The organism is Micromonospora sp. NPDC005087 (genome assembly GCF_042872965.1).
Lineage (GTDB): Bacteria > Actinomycetota > Actinomycetes > Mycobacteriales > Micromonosporaceae > Micromonospora.
On record NZ_JBIALB010000003.1, the window covers coordinates 324,399 to 349,527 of the forward strand.

Genomic DNA, 25,129 nt, shown 5'->3' on the forward strand with positions numbered 1-25,129 from the left:
TCTCCGCGCCTCGGGGTCGGGGGGGGGGGGGGGGGCGGGGGGGGGGGGGGGCCCCGGCCCCCCCCCCCCCCCCCCAGCCGGTGATCGAGCGAATGCTCAGCAGTCGTACGCAGCTCAGCAGTCGTAGTACATGGCGAACTCGTGCGGGGTCGGGCGCAGGCGCACCGGGTCGACCTCGTTGGCCCGCTTCCACTCCACCCAGGTGGAGATCAGGTCGGGGGTGAAGACGCCGCCGTCGAGCAGGTAGTCGTGGTCGGCCTCCAGGGAGTCGAGCACGGCCGGCAGTGAGCCCGGCACCTGCTTGACGTCGCCCCACTCCTCGGGCGGGAGGTCGTAGAGGTCCTTGTCGATCGGCGTGGGCGGCTCGATTTTGCTCTTGATGCCGTCCAGGCCGGCCATCATCATCGCGGAGAAGGCCAGGTAGACGTTGGCCGACGGGTCCGGGACGCGGAACTCAACGCGCTTGGCCTTCGGGTTGCTGCCGGTCACCGGGATGCGGGTGCAGGCGGAGCGGTTGCGCTGGGAGTAGACCAGGTTGACCGGCGCTTCGAAGCCCGGCACCAGGCGGCGGTACGAGTTGACCGTCGGGTTGGTGAAGGCGAGCAGCGACGGCGCGTGGTGTAGCAGGCCGCCGATGTACCAGCGGGCCATGTCGGACAGGCCGGCGTAGCCGGTCTCGTCGTAGAACAGTGGTTCGCCGTTGAGCCAGAGGCTCTGGTGGGTGTGCATGCCCGAGCCGTTGTCGCCGAACAGGGGCTTGGGCATGAAGGTGGCGGTTTTGCCGTTGGCCCAGGCTTCGTTCTTGACGATGTACTTGAACAGTTGGAGTTGGTCGGCGGCGTGCAGCAGCGTCGAGAACCGGTAGTTGATCTCAGACTGGCCGGCGGTGCCGACTTCGTGGTGCGAACGCTCCACGGTGAAGCCGCCGTCGACGAGGCGGCGCACGATGGAGTCGCGTAGGTCGGCGTAGTGGTCGACCGGGGGGACGGGGAAGTAGCCGCCCTTGTAGGCGGTCTTGTAGCCGCGGTTACCGCCCGGCTCCTCACGCCCGGTGTTCCAGGCGCCTTCGACGGAGTCGATGTAGTAGAACGACTGGTGCGCGGAGGTTTCGTGGCGGATGGAGTCGAAGATGTAGAACTCGGCTTCGGCGCCGAAGTAGGCGGTGTCGGCGATGCCGCTGGCGGCGAGGTACGCCTCGGCTTTCTTGGCGACGTTGCGGGGGTCGCGGCTGTAGGCCTCGCGGGTGAACGGGTCGTGGATGAAGAAGTTCAACGCGAGGGTTTTCTGCGCCCGGAACGGGTCGATGAACGCGGTGGCGACGTCCGGGAGCAGGAGCATGTCCGACTCGTGGATCGCCTGGAAACCGCGGATCGATGAGCCGTCGAACGCGAGGCCGTCGGTGAACAGGTCGTCGTTGACGGACTCCACCGGCAGGTTGAAGTGCTGCATCACACCGGGCAGGTCACAGAAACGAACGTCGACGAACTTCACGTCCTCGTTCTTGAGGTACCGCAGCAGTTCCTCGGAATTGGCGAACACACGTCCTCCTGGCACGTCCACGGGGTGGCTAGGCTCCTTGCGACGCTATGGCCAGGCGGTTGCCCGGCCGTGTCCCCGGTGTTTCTGCCGTGTTACGTCCCTCGCGGAGCGTCAGCGACGCTCCTATATCGCTCCCGGTCGGCCGCGAACGGTGTACCGGCGAGACCATTGTAATGACGTTTGATGTCATTGGCCCGATTTGGCGCGCGCGGTGGCACCCGGAAGCCCCGATCCCGACACGGATACCCTTGACCGCTGTGACCAACCCGCAGGCCCCGGCAGCGCCGGCCACCGACCCCACCTTCACCCCGCCGAGCCTTGGTCGACGGTTCGGGGCGCTGATCATCGACTGGGTGCTGTGCCTGCTGGTGGCCAACATCTTCGCCGACCCGGTGCACGACGGCTGGGCCCCCGTGCTGGTGCTGATCCTGCTGTACGCCTTCTTCCTCGGCCTGTTCGCCCAGACGCCAGGCATGTACATCACGAAGGTCCGCTGCGTGAACTGGCACGACGGCGGCCGGATCGGGCTGCTCCGTGGGCTGGCCCGGGGTCTGCTGCTGGCCCTCGTCGTCCCCGCGCTGATCATGGACGAGCACCGTCGCGGCCTGCACGACCGGCTCACCGACGCGGTCATCGTCGACGCCCCCCGCCGCTGACCGCCCACCCCAACGCGAAAGAGCCGGGCCCGCAGGGGTCCGGCTCTTCGGGGCGTACGCCAGGGGTCAGCGCCGCGACTGGCGGAAGGAGCCGCCCGGCGGTCGCATGTTCTTCGGGATCGCGCCCTTGGGCATCTGCGGCCGGGCCGTCAGCGCCTTGAGCCGCTTGTCCAGCGAGTTGACGTCCTTGCCGCTGAGCGCCCGGGGCAGCCGCAGCAGCGTCGTCCGCAGCTTGCGGATCGGCAGCTCGCCCTCCTCCTGCCCGATCACGTAGTCGTGCAGCGGGGCGGAGCCGATCACCTTGGCCAGCCGCCGCTTCTCCTGCCCGAGCAGGCCGCGCACCCGCTGCGGGTTGCCCTCGGCCAGCAGGATCACGCCGGGCCGGCCGATCACCAGGTGGACCATGTCCATCTGGGTGGTGGAGCTGACGGCCGGGGTCACCCGCCAGTCGCCGCGCATGTTCTCCATGATCTGCGCCGCCGCGCCGGGCTGCCCCTCGGCGGCGTTCATCATCGCCTTGTTGGACCGCAGATTCAGCACGATCAGCACCGCGAGCAGGGCGAACAGGATGCCCAGCGGCAGCCAGATCCAGCTCCAGAGGATGACCGCGACCACGGTGAGGGCGAGCGGGAGGAGCACCGCGGCGGCGACCAGCGGCGCGAACCACCGGTCCTGCTTGGCGGTGAACTGGAACACCATCCCGATCTGCTTCAGCCGCTGGCCGAACGAGACCTTCTCCTGGGGCTTTGCCATGCCGCAGAGTCTAGTGGGCGCCGCCCGCCCCGTTGATCCGCGTCCGGGTGCCGGTCGGCTGAGTACCTTACGTCGCCGTACGCCTCCGCGGCGGGCGCGTAAGGAGGCTGGCCCCGGAGAAGATCCGGCAGTGTGCCCATGCCCGGGTGGGGCCTTCGCGCGAAGAGTCATCAACAGCAAGATGACGACGCCACGAAGGAGCCCGAGATGTTCGGCAACGACGCAGATTTCCTGCTCGCCCTGCACCACAGCCACGCCGCCGAGCTGCGCGCCGAGGCGGCGACGGAACGACTCGCCCGGTCGATGTCCCGCCCCGGCAGGCGCAACTGGCTGGGCCGGCGCCAGCAGATCCGGCGTACCGGCGACGACCGCCGGTGAGCGCCACCGCCTTACCCGCCGCCGCGGCCACCCCGCCGCCGTCCCCGCCGCTCGGTCACCAGCCGGTCGGCGTGGCCGGCGGCGGGGCCCGTCATGGCATGCTCAACCCCGTGACCGTACGTGCCGCCAGCTCCGTCCTCGTCGGCCGCCAGCGCGAGATCGCCGCGCTGCGGGCCGCGCTGGCTCGGGCCCGGGCCGGGGAACCCAGCACCGTCCTGGTCGGTGGCGAGGCGGGCGTCGGCAAGACCCGGCTGCTGGAGGAGTTCGCGGGCTCGGCCACCGACGCCGGCGCGCGGGTGCTCGTCGGCCAGTGCCTGGAGCTGGGCGAGGCCGGCCTGCCGTTCGCACCGTTCGCCGCCGCGCTGCGCGCGGTGCTGCGCGCCGACGGCGCCGAGGTCTTCGCCGGATACGAGGCGGAGTTCGCCCGGCTCCTGCCGGAGCTGGGCCGGGTGTCCGCCGCGCTGGCCGCGCCGGCCGCCGCGCCGCTCACCGACGCGCCGCGCGGCTACCTGTTCGACCTGGTCGCTGAGCTGTTCCAACGACTCGCCGACGTCCGGCCGCTGGTGCTGGTGATCGAGGACCTGCACTGGGCGGACCGTTCCACCCGGGACCTGATCGGTTTTCTGGTCCGGGCCGCCCGGCCGGGCCGACTGCTGCTGGTCAGCACCTACCGCACCGACGAGCTGCAGCGCGGGCATCCGCTGCGCCCGTTCCTGGCCGAGCTGGACCGGGCCCGCGGCGTCGAGCGGGTCGAGCTGGGCCGGCTGGACCGCGACGGCACCGCCGCGATCCTCGCCGACCTCCTCGGCGCCGACCCGCCTCCCCGCGCCATCGACGACGTCCACGAGCGCACGCAGGGCAATCCGTTCTTCATCGAGGAGCTGACCGTCGCGGGCGACCCGATCGGCTGCGCCGCGCTACCCGAGACGCTGCGCGACCTGCTGCTGGCCCGGGTGGACCGACTTCCCGAGCCCGCCCAGCGGGTGCTGCGGATCGCCGCGGCCGGCGGCACCCGCTTCGCCCACCACCTGCTCGCCGAGGTCGCCGGGCTGCCCGAGGCCGAGCTGGAGGACGCGCTGCGCGCAGCTGTCGCCGCCCAGCTGGTGGTGGCTCGTGACGGCGACTACGAGTTCCGGCATGCGCTGGTCCGCGAGGCCGTGCACGACGAACTGCTGCCCGGTGAGCACGCCCGGCTGCACGCCCGGTTCGCCGCCGCGATCGAGGCCCAGCCGCACCTGGTCGCCGAGGGTCGGGCCCCGGCCGAGATCGCCCATCACTGGTACGCCGCGAACGACCACCCCCGGGCCCTGGTCACCGCACGGGCCGCCGCCTGCGCCGCCGCCGACCGGTACGCCTACGCCGAGCAGCGCCGGCTGCTGGAACGGGTGCTGGAGCTGTGGGAACTGGTGCCCGACGCCGCCGACCGGCTCGGCATGGACCACCTGGCACTGCTGGAGCAGACGTTGAACGCCGCGGTCACGGCGGGCGACTTCAGCCGCGCGATCACCCTGACCCGGGCCGGCCTGGACGAGGTGGACGCCGAAGCCGCGCCCCTGCGCGCCGCCCGCCTGCTGGACCAGCGGGGCCGACTGCTGGCCCTGCTCGGCAAGAGCGACGGCAGCAGCGAGCTGGGTGAGGCCTACCGGCTGGCGGCGGGCGGCCCGGCCGGCGTGGAGCGGGTCCAGCTGCTCGCCGACATCGCCGCCCACCTGATCAAGATCGACCCGCAGCAGGCGGCCCGGGTGGCCGCCGAGGCCGTCAGGGACGCCGAGGCCCTCGGCGAGTACGTGGCCCTGCTGCCCACGCGGATCGCCCTGCTCTGCCACGGCGACCGGGACCTGGAGCAGGGGCTTGCGGAGCTGCACGAGGCCGAGTCGGTCGCCCGCGCCGCCGGGGACGCGCCGGCCCTGGTGATCGCCATGGTGTACCGATCGGACGTGCTCTGCGAGCTGGGCCGCTACGCCGAGTCCGCGCAGGCGGCCGAGGCCGGCGTGGCCGAGGCGCGGCGGGTGGGGATCAGCCGTTCCACCGGGGCGTACCTGCTGAGCAACCGGGCCGAGGCGTTGATCGCGCTGGGCCGGTGGGACGAAGCGGAGGCGGTGTGCGCGGAGGCCGCCCGGATCGATCTGTCCGGCGTCACCGGGGTGCACTGGCTCCAACTGGGCGCCGGGCTGCGGCTGGCCCGCGCCCATCCGGGCGCCTACGAACTGGTCGACCGGGCGCTGGCCTTCCTCGGCCGGCCCTACCTGTGGCCGAGCCACCGGCTGCCCCTGCACGAGCTGGGGATCGAGTCGGCGTTGGCCGCCGACGACAAGGTCGAGGCGGTCCGGGCGGCCCGCGTCGCGCTGGCCGACCAGAGCCTGGCGCAGCTGCCCCGCGAGGGCTGGCCGGTGCTCAGCGCCGTCGCGCGTACCGCCGCCCGGGTCGAGGACCGGGAGTTGGCGGCCGCCGTCGCGGCGCTCGCCGCCGACCTGCCCGCTCGGCACCCGGCCGCGCGGGCGCACGCCGCCCAGGTCACCGCCCTGCTCGCGACCGCCGGGCGGGCGCTGCAGGCCTGGCGTACGGCGGTGGACGCGTGGCGGGCCGACGGGCAGCCGTACCCGCTGGGCCGGGCGTTGCTGGCGCTGGCCGAGGCGGCCGCCGCAGCCGGAGAGCGGGACGAGGTGGCGGCGGCGGTCACCGAGGCCACCGAGATCGCCCGGCGGCTGGGCGCGTCGCCGCTGACCGAGGCGGCCGCCACCCTGGCCCGCCGGGTCGGCCTGCGCGGGGCGGGCCAGGCGGGGCCCGGCGTCGACCTGCTGACCTCGCGGGAACGGGAGGTGCTGCGGCTGGTCGCCGAGGGGCACAGCAACAGCCGGATCGCCGAGCGGCTGTTCATCTCGCCGAAGACGGCCAGCGTCCACGTGTCCCGGATCATCGCCAAGCTGGGCGTGACCAACCGGGGGGAGGCCGCCGCTGTGGCCCACCGCCTCGGTCTACTCGCCGAGCCCGCCGCACCCCGCTGACGAGCGAGCCGGCGGTCGGCTCACCCCTCAGGTGCGCGGCAGGTAGACCCGCCAGCCGTCGAGCGTGACCAGGTCCAGGCTGTCCGGGGCGGCGCGCAGCCGGTCGTCGAGCCGGGCCGCCATCGGCGACCCGGTCGGCGCGACCCAGGCCGGCGCCGTCGCGCCCTCCACCTCCCGCCGGTACGCGGGGTAGCGGTCGAGGCCGGGGCGCAGCCTGTCGTCGACGACTGCGCAGACCACCTCCTCCGCGCTGGCGAAGGTGAGCCGGTTGCAGGTCCAGTAGCCGGCCCGCACCTGCCGTACGCCGAGATGGCGCAGGGTGGTCACCAGCTCGGCGTGCCGGGCCTCGGCGGCCCGGGTCGCCGGGGCGGTCTGCACCGACCGCCAGGTGGCGTGGGCGGCGGTGCCTACCGTGGCGGCGAGAACGACCAGCGCGACCGGCCGGGCGGCCGTCCACCGCCCCCCGCTCCGGGCCACGGTCCACACCGGCCAGAGCAGCGCCGGCAGGGAGATGAGCAGGCAGGACAGGTAGCGGGAACTCTCCACCGGGGTGAGCCCGGCTGCGCTGCTCACGGTGTACGCGCCGAGCGTGGCCACCGCGGCCAGCACCAGAGCCAGCCGCATGGCCGCCGCGGCCCGGGGCGACGGACCAGCGGTGGGCGGCCGACGCAGCACCCGCCAGGCGGTACCGGCGGCGACCGCCAGCAGCACCGGCAGGGCGAGCGCCCACCACAGCTGCCAGGTGGCGCACCGCCCCGGCGCGCAGAAGCCCATGCCCAGCGGTGGGCCGAGCAGCAGCCCGCCGTGCAGCCGCTCCACCCAGCCCGTGGTGGCGTCCGCGCTGCTGGCGGCGATCATCGCGCGCAGGGGGATCCGCCCGGTCAGCAGGCTGTGCGCCAGCAGCGGGGCCGCGCCCAGCACGGTGGCGGCCCCGAGCAGCACGCCGGCCGCTCCACGCAGTTCCCGGCGGCAGAACACGACAAGCACCCCGCCGGTGGCGAGGACGTACGCCAGCACCAGCGGGTCGACCCAGAGCATCAGGCCGGCCAGGAACCCCCACGCCGCCCAGCGCCGCAGCCGCCGACCCGGCCGTCCGGTGGCCAGATCCAGGGCGAGCAGGGCGAGCGCCACCCCGGCCGCGTTCATCTCGGGGTAGCCGCCGCCGGCGATCAACTGGTTCTTGACCACCCGATCGGAGCCGAGGGCGAGCATCGCCACCACCAGCAGCCCGAACCAGCGGTCCCCGGTCAGCCGCAGTGTCAGTCGCCAGGCCAGCAGCAGGAACACCGCGTACAGCGCCAGCGTGGGCAGCCGCAGGGCGAGCAGCGATGGCCCGCCGGTCAGGGCGAACACGGGTGCGGCCAGGTACGCCTCCAGCGTGCCCATGTACTGCTGGCCGTAGAACCAGACCGGGAAGCCCTCACCCCGGGCGATGTGCAGCGCGGCCAACCCCATGGTGGCCTCGTCGCTGTTCGTCGGCGGCGCGGCGTGGCCCAGCAGAGCGAGGCGATATCCGACACCCGCGACGACGGCGGGCACGGTCAGGATTTCAGGCAGCCACGAACGCCGGACGGGCTGCGACACCCGTTGCACAGACACCAACACCTGTACATAACGGGCTAATGTGGCAATTGGCGCGCAACCGCCAGTGTTCGGCGGTAGCCGTCAGCCGATCAGGGCATTCGAGTGCCGGCGCTCTCCGGCACGGCGTGGGCTGGCGGGTCGCCGCAGCTCAGCCCGGCGGCGGCGGCCCCGGGCGTCGGGTGCGGGTCAGCCGGCGGTGCCGACCGGGGCGGCGGCGCGGGCGTCGAGAGCCTGCCGGTAGAGCCGGCCGGCGCGGTACGACGAGCGCACCAGCGGCCCGCTCATTACCCCGGCGAAGCCGATCTCCTCGGCCTCCTCGCGCAGCTCCACGAACTCCTCCGGCTTGACCCAGCGGGTCACCGGGTGGTGCCGGGGCGAGGGGCGCAGGTACTGCGTGATGGTGATCAGCTCGCAGCCGGCCTCGTGCAGGTCGCGCAGCGCCTGCGAGACCTCGGCCCGCTCCTCGCCCATACCCAGGATCAGGTTGCTCTTGGTGACCAGGCCGTCGGCGCGGGCCTGCCGGATCACGTCCAGCGAGCGGTCGTAGCGGAACGCGGGGCGGATCCGCTTGAAGATGCGCGGCACCGTCTCCACGTTGTGCGCCAGCACCTCCGGGCGGGAGCCGAAGACCTCGGCCAGCTGCTCGGGGACGGCGTTGAAGTCCGGGATCAGCAGCTCGACGCCGCAGCCCGGCTGAAGGGCGTGGATCTGCCGGACGGTCTCGGCGTACAGCCAGGCGCCGCCGTCGGGCAGGTCGTCGCGGGCGACGCCGGTGATGGTGGCGTAGCGCAGCCCCATGGACACCACCGACTCGGCGACCCGGCGGGGCTCGTCGGCGTCGAACTCGGCTGGCTTGCCGGTGTCGATCTGGCAGAAGTCGCAGCGCCGGGTGCACTGGTCGCCACCGATCAGGAAGGTGGCCTCGCGGTCTTCCCAACACTCGTAGATGTTGGGGCAGCCGGCCTCCTGGCAGACGGTGTGCAGCCCCTCGCGTGAGACGAGCCCGCGCAGCTGGGTGTACTCCGGCCCCATCTTGGCCTTGACCTTGATCCATGGCGGTTTGCGCTCGATCGGGGTCTCGGCGTTGCGCGCCTCGATCCGCAGCAGACGCCGCCCCTCGGGGGCGGCCGTTGCGGTGCGCGCTGCCTGGCCGGTCGTCGGCGCGGAGTGCTCGATCGTCACGAAAACGAGCCTACGCCCGACGGCCGCCATCTATGTGCGTCGGGCGACCGGCGTCACGCCGTGGATGTTGTGACGCCGGACACCGACGGCTCGAAATCGGCGTCACAGCCGCAGGGATCGGGTGTTACCGTCACCGCCAACAGCGATGACGGAGCCGAGTAGCGCCCGACCCGCCAGTGCAGAGAGCCGCCGGTGCTGAGAGGCGGTCTGGCGCCGGTGCGCGAAGACCCTCCCGAGCTGCGGGAAGAACGGTTGCGGGTCACCCCGTGCCCAGTAGAGCCCGCCCGGCTGGCCCCGGTCATCAGGCGACGAACGAGGCCCCCGCTCCGGCGGGGGCGAAGGTGTGGTGGCACCGCGAGGTTCCCGCTCGCCCACACCTCCCTGGGGCTGATGCGACGCTTTCGCCACCCCAGGGCGGCGACGGCGTGGCGATCGACCGAGGAGCAGCCCGCCATGCAACGAACCCTGTCCCACCAACTGCCCGCCCAGGTCGGCGCGACCGTGCGGATCGCCGGCTGGGTGCACCGCCGCCGAATGCTCAAGTCGGTGGCCTTCCTGATCGTGCGCGACGCCACCGGCCTGGCGCAGGTCGTCGTCACCGACCCGGCCGTCCGCGCCGAGCTGGAGAAACTCACCGAGGAGACGATCGTCGAGGTCACCGCGACGGCCACCGCGAACGACACCGCGCCCGCCGGGGTCGAGCTGACCGACCCGACGGTACGTCCGCTCGGCCCGCCCGCAGTGCCGCCGCCGTTCGACCTGTACCGGCCGGCGCTCACCGCGAGCCTGCCCACCCAGCTCGACAACGCGCCGACCGCGCTGCGCCACCCCACCCGATCCGCGGCACTGCGGATCTCGGCGGCGTCGGTGGCCGGGTTCCGTGCCGCGCTCGACGGCCGGGACTTCGTGGAGGTCCACACGCCGAAGGTGGTCAGCTCCTCCACGGAGAGCGGGGCGAACGTGTTCGCGCTGGACTGGTTCGGCCGGCCCGCGTACCTGGCCCAGTCGCCGCAGTTCTACAAGCAGCTGATGGTCGGCGTCTTCGAACGGGTCTACGAGGTGGGGCCGGTCTTCCGGGCGGAACCGCACGACACCGTCCGGCACCTGGCGCAGTACACGTCGCTCGACGTGGAGCTGGGCTTCGTCGCCGACCACCGTGACGTGATGGTCGTGCTGCGGGACACCCTGGCCGGGATGCTGGGCACGGTGTGCGAGCGGGCCGCAGGCGCACTGGCCACGCTCGGCGTCGAGGTGCCGGCCGTGCCGGCGCAGATCCCGGCGGTGCACTTCACCGAGGCGCTGGCGATCGCCGGCGCGCCCGCCGACGAGCCGGACCTCGCGCCCGCCCACGAGCGGGCGTTGGGGGAGTGGGCCCGCCGCGAGCACGGGTCGGACTTCCTCTTCGTCACCGGCTACCCGATGGCGAAGCGGCCGTTCTACACCCACCCCGACCCCGCGCGGCCGGCGTACTCGAACGGCTTCGACCTGCTCTTCCGGGGCCTGGAGCTGGTCACCGGCGGGCAGCGGCTACACCGGCACGCCGACTACCTGGCGGCGCTGGCGGCGCGGGGGGAGCCGGTCGAGCCGTACGCCGGCTACCTGGACGCGTTCCGGCACGGCATGCCACCACACGGCGGGTTCGCCATCGGCCTGGAGCGCTTCGTGGCCCGCCTGGTCCGCGCGGCGAACATCCGGGAGGTCACCGCGTTCCCACGCGACCTGCACCGCCTGACGCCGTGAGCGCAGCGGCCCCCGGCGCCACCGCCGGGGGCCCGCTGCTCAGACCTCGACCAGGGTGGACAGCCGGCGCTCGACGACCGGGAGCACGTCGGCGACGGTGATCGGGCGGCCCAGCTCGGCGGTGAGCGAGGTGACGCCGGCGTCAGGGATGCCGCACGGCACGATCCGGTCGAAGTACGTCAGGTCGCAGTCGCAGTTGATCGAGAAGCCGTGCAGGGTGACGCCCCGGGCGACCCGGATGCCGATGGCGGCCACCTTGCGGGCCGGCCCCCGGTCGTCCTCGGGCACCCAGACCCCGCTGCGCCCCTCGACCCGACCGGCGGTCAGCCCGAACTCGGCGCACACGTCGATCAGCAGTTCCTCGGTGCGGCGTACGTAGGCGACCACGTCCACCGGGTCGGGCAGCCGGAGAATCGGGTAGCCGACGAGCTGCCCCGGCCCGTGCCAGGTGATCTTGCCGCCGCGATCCACGTCGACGACCGGGGTGCCGTCCACCGGCCGGTCCCACGGCTCGGTGCGCTTGCCCGCGGTGTAGACGCTCGGGTGCTCCAGCAGCAGCACGGTGTCGCCGCGCTCGCCGGCCACCACCGCCTCGTGCAGGCGGCGCTGCTCGTCCCAGGCGGCCTGGTACTCGAGCAGGCCGGCGCGGACGGCCGTCAGGCCGGAGGTCGTCGTCGTCACGCCCCTCAGCCTAGTCCCGTGACCGGCGATGATCGCTGGTGAGCCGCCTCACCAGGACGGCGGCGGCGGAGGAGGGCGACGGCGGTCAGGCCGGTCGGATGCGCCAGACCCAGACGTCGTCGACCCGTTGCGGTTCGCCGAACAGGGCGTTGGCGGTGCGCCGGACCGCCTCCTCGTCGACGTCGAACTTCGCGCCGTGTACCCGGTCGGGAAGGACGACCGTCTCGATCCGCCAGTGCTGCAGGTCGGCGCGGACATCCCGCAGGGTGCCGTCGGTGATGATCGGCACCAGCCCGGTCCGCCCGGCCTGGTCCATCAGGGCGCTCAGGGTGCGGGGCACCGGTCCGATCCGGCCGCGACCGTCCGGGCCACCGGGGCCGAGGAAGAAGCCGCCCGGAATGGCGAACTCACCCTGCCGATGGGACAGCGCGTACGCCTGCCAGCGCTGCCCGTCGGGGTAGATGTCCACGGTCAGTGGCACCGGCGTGAGCACTCCGCCGGGCGAGACGTACTCCCGCCAGGTGCCGGTCGTGATGAACTGCGGGACGGGCTCCCGCTCGTGGGTCAGCAGCGGGGTGGGCAGCAGCGGCAGCAAAGCCGCGGCGAAGCCGATCGACCAGGCCAGCTCCGCGTAGCGGTGCCGGGGCGGATCGTGCCGCAGTTGGTCGATGGCGTACGCCAACAGCACCCCGATCACCGGCGCGACCACCAGGGCCAGCCGGGCGGGCAGTGCGGCGTTCACCACCGGCAGTTGCCCGAACAGGTCGAACGGCATCGGCAGGTCGGTGCGCCGGCCATCGACCTTCGCCACCGGCCCGAAGGAGAGCACGGTGAAGAGCACCGCGGTGGCGCCCAGCGCCCAGAGGGTGGCCCGGCGGGCGGAATCGGCGCGTCGCCAGAGCGCGACGAAGCAGACCACGGTGAGCACCAGCAGGGGGATGCCGAAGAACGAGTTCTCCTCGGTCGGGTTCGGCGCCAGCGCGGTGCCCAGCCCGGCCTCACCGGCCAGCGAGCGGCGCGGGAACGCGGCGAACGCGGCGATGTCCTCGGAGTGGATCAGCGGGTCGAAGCCGGTGCCGTGGAACCGCTGCGGCCCGGCGAAGTGCAGCCACAGCGGGTACGACAGCAGCACGCCCGCCACCACCGCGGTTACCCCGAGCCCGCGCAGGAAGGTGGGCAGCACGGCTCGGGCTTCGGCGCGGTGGGCCGGGTGCAGCGCCCAGACGGCGACGAACACGCCGAGCGCGAGCGCTGCGAAGAACAGCCCCTCGGCGGCGATCGAGAAGGCCACCGCGACCAGGACGCCGAGGATCACCCCGTCCCGGAGCCAGCGCCCCGGGCGGCGCAGCGCGAACAGCCGCCAGACCAGCAGTGGCACCAGCCAGCCGGCGCTCCAGTTCAGGTGGGCGTTGGCGTGCGAGACCATGCCGGGGGAGTAGGCGATGAACAGGGCGCCGACCCCGGCGGCCAGCCGGCTGCGGACCAGGTGCCGGGAGAGCAGCCAGTACCAGGCCAGCGCGGTGGCGAGCAGGTTGAGGGTGAGGATCACCAGGAAGGTCGCCGGCGGCCCGATCAGGTACGTGAGCGGGGCGAAGACGACGGCGTACACCGTGATCGAGGTGTTGACCGCGAGGTTGACCCCGTCCGGGACGTTGATCAGGTACGTGAAGAACGGGTTCTCCCCGTGCGTCACCGCGTGCCCGCCGAAGGCGAGCAGCCACTCGAAGAGCGCCTGGTCGCTGGAGTTGACGGTGATGGTGCGCACGTTCGGGTCCCGCCACAGCCCACTGGTCACCCAGACGGCGAGCGCGAGCGCCACCAGCACGACGATCAGGTCGGCCCGGCGGTCGCGGGCGGCGCGAGGTGGTGACGCGGGTGCGGGCCCGGTGGCCAGCGACGGGGAGGACGGCACGCAGCGGACGTTACCAACCGGACCTGGACGGGCCGGTCATACATGCAAGGAGGGGACCCTTGTTATCGCCTGAGGTAGAGGAGGGGGCCCTTCCTAGCGGCTGGATCGTCCGGCGTACACAGTGGCCCCCGTGAATGTGTGACTGTGGCCCATGTCATAGCGGCGACACGCCGACGTAACGTTCCGGCAATTCGACCGTGACCCAGTTCACAGTCCGCCCGTCAGGAGGCCGCTGTGCGCCGCTCCTCGTCCACCCTCACCCGGCTGATCGGTGCGGTCGCCGGGCTCGTCCTCGCCGTCGCCGGTGCGGTCGCCCTCGCCACGCCCGCCCAGGCGGCCAGCCTGACCCAGGTCACCGGCTTCGGGTCCAACCCCGGCAACCTCGCCATGTACGCCTACCGTCCGGACAACCTGCCGGCCAACTCCCCGGCCGTGGTGCTGCTGCACGGCTGCACCCAGAACGCCTCCGGCTACTTCTCCAACTCCGGCTGGCAGAAGTACGCCGACCAGTGGAAGTTCGCCCTGATCGTTCCCCAGCAACCGTCGGGCAACAACGCCAACAGCTGCTTCAACTGGTTCGAGCCGGGGGACACCGCCCGAGGTCAGGGCGAGGCGCTGTCGATCAAGCAGATGGTCGACCACGCCAAGGCGAACTTCGGGGTGGACGGGGCCCGGGTCTTCGTCAGCGGCCTTTCCGCGGGCGCGGCGATGAGCTCGGTCATGCTCGCCACCTACCCGGACGTCTTCGCCGCCGGGTCAATCATCGCCGGCATCCCGTACCGCTGCGCCACCAGCATGGTCAACGCGTTCAGCTGCATGAACCCGGGCGCGGACAAGACCCCGGCCGCCTGGGGCGACCTCGTCCGCGGCGCGTACCCCGGCTACAGCGGCCGGCGGCCCCGGGTGGCCATCTGGCACGGCACCTCGGACACGACGGTCGCGCCGCTCAACGGCGCGGAGTCCCGTGACCAGTGGACGAACGTGCGGGGGGTTTCGCAGACCCCGAGCAGCACGTCGTCGCTGCCCGGCGGCACCAGCCTGGAGGTGTACGGCAACGACGACGTGCGGCTCTACCGGGTCTCCGGGATGGGCCACGGCACTCCGGTCGACCCGGGCTCCGGCGCCGAGCAGTGCGGCAGCACCGCCGCGTACTTCCTGGACACCATCTGCTCGACGTACCGCGACGCGGTCTTCTTCGGGCTCGGCGGTGGCGGCACCACCCCGACCCCGACCCCGACGGCCACCCCGACGCCGACGCCGACCCCCACCCCGACCACGCCGCCGACCTGCGTGACCGCCAGCAACTACGCGCACGTCAGCGCCGGTCGGGCGTACCAGTCCGGCGGCTACGCCTACGCGAACGGCTCCAACCAGCGGATGGGCCTCTACAACACCTTCTACACCAGCGCCCTCAAGCAGACCGCCCCCAACTACTGGGTGATCGGCTGTTGACCCCGCCCCCCACCCGCTGACCCCGTCGATCATGAAGTTATTGCCACGACACGCCGAGGCGGCTGGCAATAACTTCATGATCGACGCGCGGTGGGGGTTACTCGGTGAGCGCGGCGCGCAGGGCGCTGGGCAGGTCGGGGTGGTGGTAGGTGAAGCCGGCACGGGTCAGCACGGCCGGCAGGACGCGGGTGCTGGTGAGGGCCTCGTGGGCGAAGCCGCCGAGCACCACCTTCAGCGCCAGCGCCGGGATGGGCATGATCGCTGGGCGGTGCAGCTGCCGGGCGAGCTCCCGGGTGAACTCCGCGTTGGTCGCGGGGGCCGGGCCGACCATGTTGACCGGTCCGGCGATGTCATCGGAGTCGAGCAGGAAGAGGGCCGCCCGCAGCCAGTCGGCCATCGAGATCCAGGGCCACCACTGCCGGCCGCCGCCCAGTGGGCCGGAGACACCCAGCCGCATCGGCAGCAGCTGCGGTTTCAGCATCCCGCCGTCGCGGTGCAGCGGCAGGCCGACGCGCAGCCGTACCACGCGTACCCCGGCATCCTCCGCCGGCCGGGTCGCGGCCTCCCAGACCCGGCAGACGTCGGCCAGGAAGCCGTCGCCGGCCGGCGCGTCCTCCTCGACCACGCGGTCGCCGGTGTTGCCGTACCAACCCACGGCCGAGGAGTTGAGCAACACCCGGGGCCGATCGGCGGCGGGCAGGTCGGCGAGGGTGGTCGCCAGCGTGGTGGTGCTGTCCACCCTGCTGGTGCGGATCAACCGCCGGTAGTCGTCGTTCCAACGCTTGTCCCCGACGCCCGCGCCGGCCAGGTTGACCACGGCGTCCGACCCGGCGACCGCGGCCGGGTCGAGCTGCCCGGCGGCGGGGTCCCACCGTCGCTCCTGCGGATCGCGCGGCGGCCGACGGACCAGCCGGGTGACCTGGTGCCCGTCGGCCGCGAGTCGGGCAACCAGCCGGGTGCCGAGGAAGCCGGACGCGCCGGCCAGAAGGATCCGCATGCCCACATCTTCGCCCAGAATGCCGCCGGCGGATGCGTGGGGCGGCCGACGTCACCGGCTGCGGAGCGCCCCCGGCGAAGAAATCTGCGCGGTTCCCGCCGCCGGTAGGGAAAACTCAGGTCAGCGGGCGTTTCAGGCGTCGAAAAAAGCTGCGGCGCACATTCTGCGCCGGACACGTCTCCGCAGGTCAGAGCGAACGTGAATGCGGTGTTCATGATTGCTCTCGGGCGCGTACTCGGTCGACCATGAGTCATCCGAATGCGCCCCCGATAGGGGGTCGTCGCACCATGCCCGCCGTCGGGCGACCGTGAGGAGGAACCATGCCGATCCTGGTGACCGGAGCGACCGGGACCGTCGGAGGCAGCCTGGTCCGGCAACTGGTGGCCGCCGGCCACGACGTACGCGCGCTGACCCGCAACCCGGCGACCGCCGCACTGCCCCCCGGCGTGGAGGTGGTGGCGGGTGACTTCGCGCGGCCGCACACGCTGGCCCCGGCGCTGCGCGGCGTGACGCGCATGCACCTGGTCGCGATGGACGGGTACGGGCCGCTGACCACCGGTGCGGAGATCCTGGAGCTGGCCCGGCAGGCCGGCGTCCGCCGGGTCACCCACCTCGGCCACAACGATCCGAGCCGGGCGGACGACGACCCGATCGAGGCGCCCCACCGTCCCCTGCACCGGGCCATCGAGAACTCGGGCCTGGAGTGGACGCACGTCTTCCCCGGCGAGTTCATGGCGAACACCCGGGACTGGGCAGCCGGCATCCGGGCCGAGGGGGTGGTGCGGGCGCCGTTCGGGGACTGGAACAGCGCGCTGGTCCACGAGGCGGACATCGCCGCGGTCATCCTGGTGGCACTCACCGAGGACGGCCACTCCGGGCGGGTGTACCAGCCGACCGGGCCGGAGCCGGTCCGCCGCCGGGACGCGGTTCGGATGATCAGTGACGCGATCGGCCGTCCGGTGCGGCTCGACGAGCTGACCCCGGCGCAGGCCCGCGAGCACTGGAAGGACCACTACCCCGCCGAGGTGATCGAGTGGTTCCTGGAGATGGGGCGGTATCCCGACGGCAACGGCTGGGTCGCCCCGGACGTCGAGCAGGTGACCGGACGCCCCGGGCGCACGTTCCGGCAGTGGGCCGCCGAGCACGCGGACGACTTCCGCTGACGGCGCCCGGGGCGGGGACCGACCCGATGGTCAGGCCGCGTGGGCCGGACGCAGGTCTGCCAGCAGCCGCTCCACCTCGGTGTACGCCTCGACGCTCAGCGGGCCGAGCGCCAGGGTGGCCAGGTTCTCCTCGGCCTGCGCCACCGTGCGCAGACCGGGGATGGGCACCGTACGCGGGCTGCGGGCCAGCAGCCAGCCGAGCGCTCCCTGGGCCAGGGTGCGCCCGTCGGCGGTGAGCGCCGCGCGGACCTGGTCGACCCGGGCCGCCCAGCGCGGCGTCGGCCGTCCGTCGGTGAACCACTGCAGCCACTCGGGCGCCCGGCCACGTACGTCGTCCGCGCCGACCGCCCGCGTCGATCCGGTGAGCAGGCCCATCGCCAGCGGGCCGCGGTTGAGGCTGGCCAGGTCGTGGCTGTCGCAGACCGCCAGGACGGCCGCGTTGTCCCGCAGCACCGACTCGTCGTGCTGGATGGCGGCGCAGTGCACGCCCGCCGCCGCGAACGCCTCCGCCGAGGCCGGGTCGTCGGTGCTCCAGCCGTACGCCCGGATCTTGCCCTGGGCGACCAGGTCCTCCAGGGTGTCGATCAGGTCGAGCGCGGCGGGCACCGGCAGCTCGTTGATGTGCAGCTGGTAGAGGTCGACGTGGTCGGTGCCGAGCCGGCGCAGCGAATCCTCCAGGCTGCGCACCGCGAAGGCCGGGCTGGCGTCGGTGCCGAGCGCCCGGCGGGTGGCCTCCTCGCTGACGTTGCCGAACTTCGTGGCGATCACCGCGCCGTCCCGGCGACCGGCCAGGGCCCGGCCGAGGATCCGCTCGCTGTGCCCGGCGCCGTAGTTGCTGGCCGTGTCGAACAGGGTCACCCCGAGGTCGAGCGCGCGGTGGATGGTGCGGATCGACTCGTCGTCGTCCACCTCGCCCCAGCCGAACGGCTGCCCACCGTCGCCCCAGAGCGGGCCGCCGATCGCCCAGCACCCCATCCCGATCGCGCTCACCTCGATGCCGCTGCGTCCGAGCTTCCGTGTCGTCGTCATGCGCCCCAGCCTCCAACCTGGAGTGCGCTCCAGGTCAACCACTACCATCTCGGGCATGACCGGTTACGCCCCCTCGGAGGCCGCCCGGCGCAGCGGCTTCAGCCTGGACACCCTGCGGTACTACGAGAAGATCGGCCTGCTCGCCGACGTGAGTCGGACGTCGGGCGGCCAGCGCGTCTTCACCGACGACGACCTCGGCTGGCTGGTGTTGTTCCGTTGCCTGCGCGACACCGGGATGCCGATCGCCCAGATGTGCCGCTACGCGCAGCTGGCCCGGGAGGGCGAGCACACCGCCGACGACCGGCGGGAGCTGCTGCAACGGCACGCCACGCAGGTCGAGGAGCAGATGCGCCTGCTCCAGCGCCAGTACGACCACCTCCGGGAGAAGATTCGCTTCTACGAGCAACTGCCCGGCTCGGGGTCGGAGGGCGGGTAGGCCACCCCGGCCGGTGCGCGTGGGCGCTCAGGTGATGGCGGCCAGCCGGGGCAGCAGCGGGGCCAGCGGATCGAGCGCGTCGGCCCGGACCACGTAGCGGGTCACGCCCCAGCGCCGCCGGTGCGCGGCCACCGCCGCGACGATCTCGTCGGCGGTGCCGATCAGCACGAACGGGGTGGCGAGAAGCTCGTCGACGGTCAGGCCGGTCTCCCCGGCGGTCTGCGCGGCGGCGGCCGCCGCACCGTCGCCCACCACGACCCGCTGCACCAGCGCCTCCAGCGCGGGCGGGGCGTCCCGCCCGGCCGCGCCGGTAGCGATCGCGGCCAGTTGCGCGTCGATCTCCGCGGCGCGCCAGCGCACGTCGTGGCCGTGGCCGTCGGCGAGAGTACGACCGAAGCCGCTGAGCCCGACCACGTCGGCGTGTGCCCCGGCCCAGCGCAGCAGGTCGGTGTTGGCCGTGCCCACCGTCAACGGGATCCGCGGCTGCACCGGTCGGGGCCGGTCCAGTCGCGCGGCGTGCACCGCCAGGTCGGCGGAGTCGACCGTGACCTCCTCGCCGGCCAGTAGGGCCCGGACCGCCTCGGCCACCGCGATGCAGCGGCGTACCCGGCCGGCGACGTCCGGGCGCTTCCGCCCCACCGCCCGCCACTCGACCGGGGTGTGGCCGGCGCCGATGCCGAGCCGGGCCCGCCCGCCGGAGACCAGGTCGAGGGTCGCCACGTCGGTGGCGAGCAGCGCCGGCTCCCGGACGCCGGCGTTGGTGACGTACGAGCCGAGCCCGAGCGTCGAGGTGACCGACGCGGCGGCGGCCAGCGCGACGAACGGCGCGGCGACCACGCCCGGGTGGTCGCCGACCAGCAGCGCGTCGTAGCCGGCCGACTCGGCCCGGCGGGCCAGCTCGCACCAGCTGGCGGCGTCGGACGGGCTCGCCTGGATCGAGAAGGTGACCATGGCCCCAGCCTGCCGTCCAGCGGGGCCTCGTGGCCAGTGCGGAAGGGCCGGTTCTGCCGAGGGGAGAAAGGCGTCAGCCGACGGGCGGCGCGGTCAGGCCGAGGAGTTCCTCGACCGTCCCCGGCCGGCCGGTGAGCGCGTTCAGCGCGGTGACCAGCCTCTTCTCCTCGTACCGGAAGTGCGACTCCAGCAACGCGGCAAGCCCGTCCAGCTCGGCACGCAGGTGGGCCACCGGGACGGGCGCGGGATCGCCCAGCAGCTCCTCGACCCGGCCCAGGATCCCCGCGACCACCTCGTGGTCGGTGATCAGGTTGGCCAGGACCGGGCGCAGCTCGGGGACCTCGTCGGCCAGCAGCCGGAACGCGCCGGCGTCCTCACCGGTGTGGTGCCGGCCGAGCGCAGCGCAGAAGGTCAGGCAGTGGGCCCGCAGGTCCCGCGAGGGGCAGGCCTCGCCGGGGCCGTCGGCGTCGAGGCTCGCCCGGAGGCGGGCCAGCTCCGCGCCGAGCCAGAGGTGGATTTCGATCATCTGATTGCCGACGGCGGCGAGCCGGTCGGCCGATGAAGTGGTCGGGTGCACGTTCGTCCCATGCTGTCCCCGCGTCTCCATGCCCACGGCGGCCTTCGTGCCGGGTGCACCGCGACGCTGAGCCGTAGCCTATCCCGGGCGGGGTCACGGCGTGGTCGGCTCGTCGGGCTCCTTGAGGTGCCAGCTGGCCCGGAAGTCGGCCTCGTGGGCCTCGTGGACGGTCTTTTCCTCAAAGACGGCGGCCCGCAGCGCGTGCCGCGACTCCGACATCACCAGCACCTCGACGGCCACCAGCGCGACGCAGATCGCGGTGAGGAGGGTGAGCGCGCCCAGCGCCGGAAGGTGCTGCCCGACCGGCAGGGCCGCCGTCAGCACCACCAGCACGCCGATCCGGGTCCAGGTGATGGTGTGCAGGGTGCGCAGCTGGAACAGCAGATTGGCGGCGAAATAGCAGATCACCCCGCCGAAGAGCAACGGCACGGCGGGCCCGTCGATTCGTTGCGCTGGTCCGCCGGCCGGGTCGGTGATCTGGTGCAGGATCTCCTCGCTGCCGATGGAGAAGAGGATCACCGCAGCGATCATCGGCAGGTAGAGGTAGGCGTACGCGTCGCGGGCCATCGCCACCCGGGGGCCGCCCTCGGCCGCGTGCAGGGCGATCCGGGCGGCCGGGCCGATGAAGTCGAAGTGCGCCCACCACAGGGCGGCGGTGAAGAAGATCCCGAGCGAGGCGGCGGCCACCGCCGGCCAGGTGACCGGCTTGCCGACGAGCAGGTTGCCGCCGACGCCCACGGAGATCACCGACTCGCCCAGCGCGATGATCAGGATGAGGTCGTAGCGTTCCGTCCAGTGCTCGGCGCTGGTGACCCCCCAGCCCCAGGTGCCGACGATGAAGCCGGTGGCGTACTGGACCAGCACCACGGTGATCCACAGGGCGTCGCGGACCATCGCGGCCTGAGCGGGATCGGCGATCAGTGGCGGCACCAGCGCGGCGGCCAGCAACAGGACGATGCTCGCCGCCAGCTCCGGGGCGAACCGGCGTAGCTGTCGGCGCTCCTGCGGGCTGTCCCGCACCACATGTTGATACAAGATCATGTGGATGCCCCGGACCACGACGTAGCTGATGGCCACCAGCATCGGGCCGGCGGCCCCGCGTTTCGGGTCGCTGAACGCCTGCGGCAGCGCCAGCGCGAACGCGAACAGGGCGGCCATCGCGATCACCATGAGCACCGGCACGTAGCCCTCGCCGAGCCGGACCCGGGTGGCGACCAGGCTGTGCACCACCCAGATCCACCAGAGCACGGCGAGCACCAGACCGGCGTGCAGGAGCTGCCGGCCGGAGATGTTCGCGGCGGTCGCCCGGGTGATGATGAAGAACGAGAAGACGAAGACCAGATCGAAGAAGACCTCGAACTTGTCCACCCGGGCGCCGGGGGCGATCGGGACGGCGGGCCCCAGTCGCCCACGCCGTCGGTAGCCGCCCACGATCCCACTCTGGCAGCGTCCAGCCCGGCCCGAGGCCGGAACGGGTCAGCCCGGCCGGTGGTGCCGCAGACCGTCCATCAACAGGTCGAGCAGCCGCTCGGCCTGGGCGCGTTCGGCGGCCGCCAGCGAGATCCCGCTGAGGCTGGCCAGCACGTCTGGGGTGTCGACATCGGCCCGTACGGTGCCGGCCGCGGCGCCCGCGCTCAGCAGTCGGTCGAGCGCCTCCAGCAGCCGGTCCCGGCTCTGCGCGTACGGGTTGGCGCCGGCGGCGATCACCAGGCGCAGGGCGTCGGCCATTCCGCGCTTGGTGGCGAGGTAGTCGATGAACCGGGACATCCAACCCCGTAGCGCCCGGTCCGGCGGTAGGTGGTCGAGCAGGTCCGGCGCGGCGTCGCAGAGTTTGCCCAGTTCGTTGCGGTACGCCGCCTCGATCAGCGCCTCGCGGGTGGGGAAGTGGCGATAGAGGGTGCCGATGCCCACCCCGGCCTCCCGGGCGATGCCGTCGAGCGTTACCTCCGGCCCGGGGCGGGAAAACGCCTGGATCGCGGCGTCCAGCAGTCGCTCGCGGTTGCGCAGGGCATCCGCCCGCAGCGGGCGGGGGCTGGTCTCCGGCACACGTCCTCCCTCGCTGGTACGGGCCAGTGGTATCCGGAGGAAGCTCCGGTTAGTCTCGGACGTAGCGGAGGATCCTCCGCTTCCATCGTAGCGGCGGGCCGGGTCGGCCCGCCCTACCCGAACAAGGATGGATCATGACGACGAGCACCCCGATCACCACCGCGTTCACCCATGACTCCACCGCCATGGACGTGATCCAGGGCGTGGACCTCGGCGGCCGGCGGGCGATCGTCACCGGCGGGTCGTCCGGCATCGGCACCGAGACCGCCCGCGCCCTGGCCAGCGCCGGCGCGCAGGTCACCCTGGCCGTACGCAACACCGACGCCGGGCAGCGCGCCGCCGACGACATCACCGCCAGCACCGGCAACGACCAGATCCTGGTCGCCCCGCTCGACCTCGCCGACCAGGGCTCGGTCGCCGACTTCGTGGCCAACTGGGACGGCCCGCTGCACATGCTGGTGAACAACGCCGGCATCATGGCCGCGCCCGAGATGCGGACCCCGCGGGGCTGGGAGATGCAGTTCGCCACCAACCACCTGGGGCACTTCGCGCTCGCCACCGGGCTGCGCCCCGCGCTGTCCGCCGCCGACGGCGCCCGCATCGCGTCGGTCAGCTCCGCCGCCCACCTGCGCTCGCCGGTGGTCTTCGAGGACATCCAGTACGAGCGCCGGCCGTACGAGCCGTGGCAGGCGTACGGACAGTCGAAGACGGCGAACGTGCTCTTCGCCGTGGAGGCGACCCGGCTCTGGGCCGACGACGGCATCGTCGCCAACTCGCTGATGCCCGGCGCGATCCAGACCAACCTCCAGCGCTACGTCAGCGAGGACGAACTGAACCGGATTCGCTCGGGCAACGCGGCGGCCTGGAAGACCGTCGAGCAGGGCGCCGCCACCTCGGTGCTGGTCGCCGCCTCACCGCTGATCGACGGGGCCGGCGGGCGGTACTTCGAGGACTGCCAGGAGGCTGGCCCGGTGGTGCCCGGAGAGCGGCGCGGCGTCGCCCCGTACGCGCTGGACCCGGAGGCCGCTGAACGGCTCTGGCAGGTCTCGACCGCGCTGCTCAAGGGCTGAGCGCGCAGCGTCGGCCGGGGTCCGCCCCGACCGGCGCTCCGCCCTCGAACGACGAAAAGGGCGCCCCGGTCGATGACCGGGGCGCCCTTTCCGACTGGCTCGGTGATCAGGCCAGGCCCAGCTCCGACTCGAAGTTGCCGGCCTCCAGCCGCTCCTTGACCGCGGCCAGGAAGCGGGCGGCGTCGGCGCCGTCGATCAGCCGGTGGTCGTAGGACAGGGCCAGGTAGACCATCGACCGGACCGCGACGACCTCGCCGAGCTCCGGGTCGTTGACCACGACCGGCCGCTTGACCACGGCACCCGTGCCGAGCATCGCCGACTGCGGCGACGGCACGATCGGGGTGTCGAAGAGCGCGCCCCGGCTGCCCGTGTTGGTCAGCGTGAAGGTCGCCCCGGCGATCTCATCCGGGCTGATCTTGTTGGTCCGGGTCCGCTCGGCGAGGTCCGCGACCCGCTTGGCGATGCCGCCCAGGTTGAGGTCGCCGGCGTTGTGGATGACCGGCACCAGCAGACCGCGCTCGGTGTCCACGGCGATGCCCAGGTGCTCCGCGTCCGGGTACGTGATCGTCCCGCCGTCCAGGTCCATCCGGGCGTTGACGATCGGGTACGTCTGCAGAGCCTCGACGGCCGCGAGGGCGAAGAACGGCAGGAAGGACAGCTTCACACCGTGTCGCTGCTGGAAGGAGTCCTTCGCCTGCGTCCGCAGCTTCGCGATCCTGGTGACGTCCACCTCGATCACCGTGGTGAGCTGCGCCATCTCGTGCAGCGACTCCTGCATCCGCGTGGCGATGGCCTTGCGGATCCGGGTGAGCTTCTCGGTGGTCCCCCGCTTGCCGCTCGGCTGCGGCTTCGCGGCCGGCTTCGCCGGGGCCGCCGACGGGGCGGCGGCCGGCTGCGCCGTCGGAGCCGGGGCGGCCTTCGCCGCTTTGGCCTTCTCGGCGGCCTCCAGCACGTCCTGCTTGCGGATCCGGCCACCCACGCCGGTGCCGTTGAGCGAGGACAGCTCGACGCCGTGCTCGCTGGCCAGCTTGCGCACCAGCGGCGTGACGTACCCGGCGGCCTCCTCGCCGCCACCCGGGGCGGGGGCGGACGGGCGCTGCGGCGTCGGGGTCGGCGCGGCCGGCTGTGCGGCCTGCTCGGCCTTCACCGGCTGCGCCGAGGTCTCGGCCTCCGCGGACGGCTCGTTGTACGACACGCCCGGGGTGGGCTCCTCGACCTTCGGCTCCGGCTTCGGCTCGGCCTTGGGCGCCGGCTTGGCCTCCGCCTTCGGTTCGGGCTTCGGCTCGGGCTTCGGCTCGGGCTTCGCCTGCGCCGGGGCGGCACCGGCAACGCCGATGATCGCCAGGTCGGCGCCGACCGCGGCGGTCTCGTCCTCGGCGACCTTGATCTCCAGCACCGTGCCGGCGACCGGCGACGGGATCTCGGTGTCCACCTTGTCGGTGGAGACCTCCAGCAGCGGCTCGTCGACCTCGATGGTCTCGCCGACCTGCTTGAGCCAGCGGGTGACCGTACCCTCGGTGACGCTCTCGCCCAGGGCCGGCATCTTCACCGCGGTGCCCTCGCCCGCACCGGCGGCGGCCGGGGCCGGCGCCTCGTCCTGGGCCACCTGGTCGGCGGTGCCCTCAGCGGCGGCCGTCGGCTCGGTGGCCGACTCGGCCGGAGCCTGCTGCTGCTCCTGCGGGGCGGCCTCGCCGCCACCGGCCGACTCGCCCTCACCCGCGATGACGGCCAGCTCGCTGCCGACCTCCGCGGTCTCGTCCTCGCCGACCACGATCCGGCTCAGCACGCCCGCCGCGGGCGACGGGATCTCGGTGTCGACCTTGTCGGTCGAGACCTCAAGCAGTGGCTCGTCGACCTCGACGGTGTCGCCCTCCTGCTTGAGCCAGCGAGTGACGGTGCCCTCGGTGACGCTCTCGCCGAGCCGGGGCATGGTGACCGATACCGGCATGTTCTGAGACTCCTTCATTCCCCTGGTGGG

The 25,129-nt window shown here is 73.0% G+C and carries 21 protein-coding genes; 8 read left to right on the forward strand and 13 right to left on the reverse strand.

Features of this window, described 5'->3' with window-relative positions:
- Positions 1 to 114 precede the first annotated feature (114 nt).
- Entirely contained in the window at positions 115 to 1,539 is a 1,425-nt protein-coding gene (glnA, locus tag ACFYPS_RS09730) for a type I glutamate--ammonia ligase (RefSeq protein WP_387323813.1), read from the reverse strand.
- 257 nt (positions 1,540 to 1,796) lie between these two features.
- On the opposite strand from glnA, the gene ACFYPS_RS09735 reads away from it, so the two are divergent.
- Positions 1,797 to 2,195: an RDD family protein gene (locus ACFYPS_RS09735; RefSeq protein ID WP_354965113.1), complete on the forward strand. Its 399-nt coding sequence runs from the start codon at positions 1,797 to 1,799 to the stop codon at positions 2,193 to 2,195.
- A gap of 66 nt (positions 2,196 to 2,261) precedes the next feature.
- Here the strand turns inward: ACFYPS_RS09735 and ACFYPS_RS09740 are convergent, their stop codons facing one another.
- On the reverse strand, positions 2,262 to 2,948 hold the full coding sequence (locus ACFYPS_RS09740) for a DUF4191 domain-containing protein (protein ID WP_089019642.1): 687 nt from the start codon (positions 2,946 to 2,948) through the stop codon (positions 2,262 to 2,264).
- Between the two features lie 207 nt (positions 2,949 to 3,155).
- Here ACFYPS_RS09740 and ACFYPS_RS09745 point away from each other — a divergent pair, with 207 nt between their 5' ends.
- Together ACFYPS_RS09745 and ACFYPS_RS09750 are read left to right on the forward strand one after the other, a co-directional pair.
- Positions 3,156 to 3,326 carry a hypothetical protein gene (locus ACFYPS_RS09745; protein WP_354965112.1) on the forward strand — a complete coding sequence of 57 codons (171 nt, stop codon included), beginning with the start codon at positions 3,156 to 3,158 and terminating at the stop codon, positions 3,324 to 3,326.
- Complete coding sequence (locus ACFYPS_RS09750) at positions 3,323 to 6,331, forward strand: AAA family ATPase (RefSeq protein WP_354965111.1); 3,009 nt, start codon at positions 3,323 to 3,325, stop codon at positions 6,329 to 6,331. The genes ACFYPS_RS09745 and ACFYPS_RS09750 overlap by 4 nt, the downstream gene beginning before the upstream one ends.
- Before the next feature lie 27 nt (positions 6,332 to 6,358).
- On the opposite strand, the gene ACFYPS_RS09755 is transcribed toward ACFYPS_RS09750, so the two are convergent.
- Positions 6,359 to 7,936, reverse strand: coding sequence for a hypothetical protein (locus tag ACFYPS_RS09755; RefSeq protein WP_387323818.1), 1,578 nt, complete (start codon positions 7,934 to 7,936; stop codon positions 6,359 to 6,361).
- Between the two features lie 165 nt (positions 7,937 to 8,101).
- Positions 8,102 to 9,127, reverse strand: a complete 1,026-nt coding sequence (lipA, locus tag ACFYPS_RS09760) for a lipoyl synthase (protein ID WP_354965109.1) — start codon at positions 9,125 to 9,127, stop codon at positions 8,102 to 8,104.
- A 423-nt stretch (positions 9,128 to 9,550) separates the two neighbouring features.
- Between lipA and aspS the strand changes: the two genes are divergently transcribed.
- A complete protein-coding gene (gene aspS, locus ACFYPS_RS09765; protein WP_354965108.1) occupies positions 9,551 to 10,837 on the forward strand; it encodes an aspartate--tRNA(Asn) ligase in 1,287 nt (428 codons plus the stop codon).
- Between the two features lie 39 nt (positions 10,838 to 10,876).
- On the opposite strand, the gene lipB is transcribed toward aspS, so the two are convergent.
- Positions 10,877 to 11,518, reverse strand: coding sequence for a lipoyl(octanoyl) transferase LipB (lipB, locus tag ACFYPS_RS09770; RefSeq protein WP_354965107.1), 642 nt, complete (start codon positions 11,516 to 11,518; stop codon positions 10,877 to 10,879).
- Between the two features lie 85 nt (positions 11,519 to 11,603).
- Complete coding sequence (locus ACFYPS_RS09775; RefSeq protein ID WP_354965106.1) at positions 11,604 to 13,430, reverse strand: DUF2079 domain-containing protein; 1,827 nt, start codon at positions 13,428 to 13,430, stop codon at positions 11,604 to 11,606.
- 234 nt (positions 13,431 to 13,664) lie between these two features.
- Here ACFYPS_RS09775 and ACFYPS_RS09780 point away from each other — a divergent pair, with 234 nt between their 5' ends.
- A complete protein-coding gene (locus ACFYPS_RS09780; RefSeq protein WP_354965105.1) occupies positions 13,665 to 14,882 on the forward strand; it encodes a PHB depolymerase family esterase in 1,218 nt (405 codons plus the stop codon).
- 97 nt (positions 14,883 to 14,979) lie between these two features.
- On the opposite strand, the gene ACFYPS_RS09785 is transcribed toward ACFYPS_RS09780, so the two are convergent.
- Positions 14,980 to 15,879 carry a TIGR01777 family oxidoreductase gene (locus tag ACFYPS_RS09785; protein WP_354965104.1) on the reverse strand — a complete coding sequence of 300 codons (900 nt, stop codon included), beginning with the start codon at positions 15,877 to 15,879 and terminating at the stop codon, positions 14,980 to 14,982.
- 320 nt (positions 15,880 to 16,199) lie between these two features.
- On the opposite strand from ACFYPS_RS09785, the gene ACFYPS_RS09790 reads away from it, so the two are divergent.
- Positions 16,200 to 17,042: an NAD(P)H-binding protein gene (locus ACFYPS_RS09790; protein ID WP_354965103.1), complete on the forward strand. Its 843-nt coding sequence runs from the start codon at positions 16,200 to 16,202 to the stop codon at positions 17,040 to 17,042.
- A 30-nt stretch (positions 17,043 to 17,072) separates the two neighbouring features.
- Here ACFYPS_RS09790 and ACFYPS_RS09795 read toward each other — a convergent pair whose 3' ends face one another.
- Positions 17,073 to 18,071, reverse strand: coding sequence for an aldo/keto reductase (locus ACFYPS_RS09795; protein WP_354965102.1), 999 nt, complete (start codon positions 18,069 to 18,071; stop codon positions 17,073 to 17,075).
- Between the two features lie 55 nt (positions 18,072 to 18,126).
- On the opposite strand from ACFYPS_RS09795, the gene ACFYPS_RS09800 reads away from it, so the two are divergent.
- Positions 18,127 to 18,507 (forward strand): MerR family transcriptional regulator, encoded by a 381-nt coding sequence (locus ACFYPS_RS09800; RefSeq protein ID WP_354965101.1) that lies wholly within the window; start codon positions 18,127 to 18,129, stop codon positions 18,505 to 18,507.
- A 27-nt stretch (positions 18,508 to 18,534) separates the two neighbouring features.
- On the opposite strand, the gene ACFYPS_RS09805 is transcribed toward ACFYPS_RS09800, so the two are convergent.
- From ACFYPS_RS09805 to ACFYPS_RS09820, 4 genes are all read right to left on the reverse strand, one after another.
- A complete protein-coding gene (locus tag ACFYPS_RS09805) occupies positions 18,535 to 19,458 on the reverse strand; it encodes an LLM class flavin-dependent oxidoreductase (RefSeq protein ID WP_354965100.1) in 924 nt (307 codons plus the stop codon).
- Positions 19,459 to 19,531: 73 nt separating this feature from the next.
- Positions 19,532 to 20,035 (reverse strand): hemerythrin domain-containing protein, encoded by a 504-nt coding sequence (locus tag ACFYPS_RS09810; RefSeq protein WP_354965099.1) that lies wholly within the window; start codon positions 20,033 to 20,035, stop codon positions 19,532 to 19,534.
- A gap of 93 nt (positions 20,036 to 20,128) precedes the next feature.
- Positions 20,129 to 21,466 carry a low temperature requirement protein A gene (locus ACFYPS_RS09815; protein WP_354965098.1) on the reverse strand — a complete coding sequence of 446 codons (1,338 nt, stop codon included), beginning with the start codon at positions 21,464 to 21,466 and terminating at the stop codon, positions 20,129 to 20,131.
- 45 nt (positions 21,467 to 21,511) lie between these two features.
- Entirely contained in the window at positions 21,512 to 22,081 is a 570-nt protein-coding gene (locus tag ACFYPS_RS09820) for a TetR/AcrR family transcriptional regulator (protein ID WP_354965097.1), read from the reverse strand.
- A 134-nt stretch (positions 22,082 to 22,215) separates the two neighbouring features.
- Between ACFYPS_RS09820 and ACFYPS_RS09825 the strand changes: the two genes are divergently transcribed.
- Entirely contained in the window at positions 22,216 to 23,151 is a 936-nt protein-coding gene (locus tag ACFYPS_RS09825; RefSeq protein WP_354965096.1) for an SDR family NAD(P)-dependent oxidoreductase, read from the forward strand.
- Positions 23,152 to 23,257: 106 nt separating this feature from the next.
- On the opposite strand, the gene sucB is transcribed toward ACFYPS_RS09825, so the two are convergent.
- Positions 23,258 to 25,099, reverse strand: a complete 1,842-nt coding sequence (sucB, locus tag ACFYPS_RS09830; protein ID WP_354965095.1) for a 2-oxoglutarate dehydrogenase, E2 component, dihydrolipoamide succinyltransferase — start codon at positions 25,097 to 25,099, stop codon at positions 23,258 to 23,260.
- Between the last annotated feature and the right edge of the window lie 30 nt (positions 25,100 to 25,129).

What these genes read in the sequence shown, in the direction of transcription:
- ACFYPS_RS09740 (WP_089019642.1), bottom strand. Translation starts at nt 2,948, where the DNA reads ATGGCAAAGCCCCAGGAGAAGGTCTCGTTCGGCCAGCGGCTGAAGCAG.
- ACFYPS_RS09745 (WP_354965112.1), top strand. Translation starts at nt 3,156, where the DNA reads ATGTTCGGCAACGACGCAGATTTCCTGCTCGCCCTGCACCACAGCCAC.
- lipA (WP_354965109.1), bottom strand. Translation starts at nt 9,127, where the DNA reads ATGGCGGCCGTCGGGCGTAGGCTCGTTTTCGTGACGATCGAGCACTCC.
- aspS (WP_354965108.1), top strand. Translation starts at nt 9,551, where the DNA reads ATGCAACGAACCCTGTCCCACCAACTGCCCGCCCAGGTCGGCGCGACC.
- ACFYPS_RS09785 (WP_354965104.1), bottom strand. Translation starts at nt 15,879, where the DNA reads ATGCGGATCCTTCTGGCCGGCGCGTCCGGCTTCCTCGGCACCCGGCTG.
- ACFYPS_RS09790 (WP_354965103.1), top strand. Translation starts at nt 16,200, where the DNA reads ATGCCGATCCTGGTGACCGGAGCGACCGGGACCGTCGGAGGCAGCCTG.
- ACFYPS_RS09795 (WP_354965102.1), bottom strand. Translation starts at nt 18,071, where the DNA reads ATGACGACGACACGGAAGCTCGGACGCAGCGGCATCGAGGTGAGCGCG.
- ACFYPS_RS09800 (WP_354965101.1), top strand. Translation starts at nt 18,127, where the DNA reads ATGACCGGTTACGCCCCCTCGGAGGCCGCCCGGCGCAGCGGCTTCAGC.
- ACFYPS_RS09805 (WP_354965100.1), bottom strand. Translation starts at nt 19,458, where the DNA reads ATGGTCACCTTCTCGATCCAGGCGAGCCCGTCCGACGCCGCCAGCTGG.
- ACFYPS_RS09825 (WP_354965096.1), top strand. Translation starts at nt 22,216, where the DNA reads ATGACGACGAGCACCCCGATCACCACCGCGTTCACCCATGACTCCACC.
- sucB (WP_354965095.1), bottom strand. Translation starts at nt 25,099, where the DNA reads ATGCCGGTATCGGTCACCATGCCCCGGCTCGGCGAGAGCGTCACCGAG.